The sequence below is a fragment of the Ideonella azotifigens genome, from assembly GCF_006519715.1.
Lineage (GTDB): Bacteria > Pseudomonadota > Gammaproteobacteria > Burkholderiales > Burkholderiaceae_C > Ideonella > Ideonella azotifigens.
Map to the genome: position 1 here is coordinate 1 of NZ_VIDT01000608.1, position 3,363 is coordinate 3,363.

The following is a 3,363-nucleotide window of genomic DNA, read 5'->3' on the forward strand; positions in this document are numbered from 1 at the left end:
AGCGTGTCCACCACCTTGCCGCCGGCCTTCACGGTGATGGTCAGGTCGGCCGCGCCGTATTGCTCGGCATTCAGCGGCAGGTTGACGAAGTTGGCACCCGGCTGCAGCGTAACGCTGCCTTGCTGGGCCACGCCAGCGCCTTGCGCCGACCACTCGACCGCCTGCGCGCTGCTGCCCTGGTTGAACAGCGCCAGGCTGGCCTGCGCCTTGTCGCCCACGCGCTGCCAGTCCGGGCTGGTCCACTTGGCGTAGAACGGCTTGTCGCTGCGCACCCAGGCGGTCTGCTGGCCAACCAGGCCGCTTGCGGACATCGCGCGGCCGGTGAAGCGCCAGCGGGTCAGCGAGTCCGGCATCTTGAAGCTGAAGCGGGTCTTGCCGCTGGCGTCGGTGTGCAGCCGGGGTTCCCAGGCCGCCGTGTCGATGTTGTCGCGGCGCGGGCGCTCCAGCACCTTGATGGCGCGCTGCGGCTCGGCGCGGCGGCCAGGCAGCTCGCCCAGGGCGCGCGTGGCCAGGTCGTAGCCGATGAAGCTCAAGGAGACGCTGGTGCGCACGTTGTTGCGGCGGGGGTGGAAATAGAAGTCCTCGATGCTGGGCGCGATCTCGGGCTGCAGCACGTAGATCATCTCGTCCACCACACCCACCGCCACCTCGGCCTCGACCGGCTGGCCGGCGACCGTGGTGGAGACTTCGACGTTCACCGTTTCACCCGGCTGGTAGACCGGCTTGTCGGTCTTGAAGGCCAGCGCCACCTTGGGCTGCACCACCGCCAGGCCCTGGTTCTGGAACACGCTGTCGCCGTTCTTGGCGTAGGCCACCGAGACGGTGATGTTCGGGCTCATCGTCTCCTTCACCGCGACCTTCAGCTTCCACTGCGTGGGGCCCAGGCGCTGGGTGCTGAAGCCTTCGCCGCCTTGCGTCAGCAGCGCGGCGGCTTCCACGCGCTCGCGCTCCAGCGTCAGCAGCGCCTGGTCCACAGTCTCGGGGAAGGTGACCAGCGCTTCGGCGGTGTCGCCGGGCGCATAGCGCAGCTTGTCGAAGACGATGCTGATGCTGCCGGCCGGCGCCTTCAGGCCCTCGCCGGCGACGAAGTGCGGGCTGGCGGCGACGATGCGCTGGTTCGCGTCGCGCAGCGTCACGGTGTAGGAGCCGGGCTTGGGGAAGTTCAGGGCCACGCTGCCGCCCGCTGCGGTGCCCGCAGCATCCAGCTTGCCGCTGGCCTTCTGGCGGTCTTCCAGGCGCAGCCATTCCCATTGCGTGGGTGCGACCGGGGCCACGTCGCTCGCGCGGCGGCTGGGGCTCCAGCGGAATGCCGTGTTCTGCCCCGGCGTGGAGAACTGGCGCTCGGCCTGCAGCAGCCAGCCGGCGCTGCCACGTTCGACCAGCAGCTCGCGGGTGCTGCGCACGCGGTAGGCGGCGCCGTCCGTGGCCAGCACCGTCAGCGTGTAGCGGCTGGGCAGCTCGGCGGCGGGCAGCGAGAACTTGGCCTTGCCGCTGCCGTCGGTTTCCAGCTCGGTCTGGCTGAGCTTGAGCGGGAAGGCGCCGCTGTAGTCCAGCTCGCCTTCGACCATGCTCAGCGCCTGCGCGCGGGCGCTGAGCGAGAGGTGGGCGCTGGCAACGGGCTTGCCGTCCGGGTAGGCGAGCTGGATCACGCCGCTGACCGGCTGGCCGGTGGCGAAGTCGGCCTTGTCGGGCACCCACTGGATCTCGAAGTGCGGCTTCTGGTAGTCCGCCACGCGGAAGGCTGCGGTGTAGCTGTCGCCGCGCAGCGTCATCAGCAGCTCGTAGCCACCGGCTGCGGCGTTGTCAGGCAGCTGGAAGCGGCCGTCGGCCCCGGTCTTGCCGTTGAAGGCCAGCGTCTGGGTGGCGACGACCTGGCCGGCCGGGTCGCGCACGGTCAAGGCGATGTCGCCGTCGGCCACGGGCACCGAGTCGCGTGCGTTCTTGAACTCGCGGCCGGTGACCTTGAGCAGGACCTGGTCGCCAGGGCGGTAGAGCGGGCGGTCGGTGGTGGCGTAGACCTTGGCGTTGTAGATCTCGCTGTCGTAGTAGAAGTTTTCGGAGATGAAGACGCCGCCGCTCGGGTCCTGGCCGAACGCATAGGTCTGCTCCGGCGCGCTGCGCGCCATGCGCAGCAGGCCTTGCGCGTCCGTCTTGCCGGACTGCAGCACGCCCACGCCGTCGGTCCACACGACCTGCGTGCCGGGCACCGCCTGGCCGGCCTGGCGCTGCGTGGCCCAGACCAGCATCTGCTCGCCCGAGACCTTGGTCAGCGCCAGCGTGTCGCTGACGAACAGCAGCGTGGTGGCGCGGTGCTGGCCGGCCATGGCTTCGACCAGGTACAGGCCGGGCTTCTGCGGCCCCAGCGGGATGAACACATTGCCCTGGCTGGGCGCGATGAACTCGCTGCTGCTGCCGGCCAGCTTCAAATCCTTCGGCGGTTGGATGGGCTTGGCCAGCTGCACCGGGTAGCGAAAGCGCGTGGCGACGGGCAGGCCGGGCAGCGGCTTGAACTGCGGCGGCTCCTCGAAGTTGGACGGGCGGGTCAGCGTGGGCGAGGTCTTCAGCGCGGGCGCCTGCTGCGTCACCGCGCGGCGGGCGTTGCCGGAGAACAGCTTCTGCCAGGCCAGCCGGGCCTTGACGACCCAGCTGTCCCACAGGTGCGTGAGCGTGTTGGCCAGGCCTTCGCCGGCTGGCTTGTTGTCGACCTGGATGCGGTGCAGGTTGCGCTGCTTCTGCAGGAAGGCCAGCGGCTCCGGCACGCGGTACAGCACCACGTCCACGCCGCCGCTGGTGGCCAGGCTCTCGGGCGAGTTGATCTCCAGCCGCACCTGGGCCGGCTCGGTGCTGCCGAAGGTCGCGTCGGACAGCAGGAAAAACGGCTCGCCAACAAACGGGCTGTGAAAGTTCGGCAGCGGCGGCTCGTCGGCCGCGGGGCTGAGCGCCGGCGTGGCCAAAAAGCTGGCGAAGGCAACGAACGCCAGAACGCGACGAAGGGCGGCAAAGGGAGCGAGGCTCATGCGATGAAAGCCAGCCGGTAAAGGCCGACGAAATTCGGGTTGTCGCTGGCCGGGCGCCAGCGGGTGTCGTTCCAGGCCATCAGCTGCGACGGGCGCAGCGCGCGCAGGCCGTTGTCGTGCGCGTCGTGGCGGCCGGTGTGGTACGCGATGTAGCGGCCCATCCAGACCATCAGGTGCTGGTCGTCGCCAAAGTCATAGAACAGCAGGTCAGCCGCCTGGGCTTGCGCCAGCTGGCGGCCGATGAAGCGCGTGTTGCCCTGCACCAGCTCCAGCGCCGAGACAAAGGCGCCCTGGCTGCCGTCGGCCCGGCGCCACTGGTTGCGCAGCGGCGCGGTGAGCTGCGGGT

At 69.9% G+C, this 3,363-nt stretch carries 2 protein-coding genes; both read right to left on the reverse strand.

Annotation, left to right across the window (positions count from 1 at the left end; genetic code table 11):
• The coding region (locus tag FKP22_RS24930; protein WP_233446963.1) for an MG2 domain-containing protein at positions 1-3,017 on the reverse strand (3,017 nt) is incomplete at its 3' end.
• Positions 3,014-3,363 (reverse strand): DUF1175 family protein (locus FKP22_RS24935; RefSeq protein ID WP_141290354.1); only part of this gene is annotated, 350 nt, incomplete at its 5' end. The genes FKP22_RS24930 and FKP22_RS24935, both read right to left, overlap by 4 nt.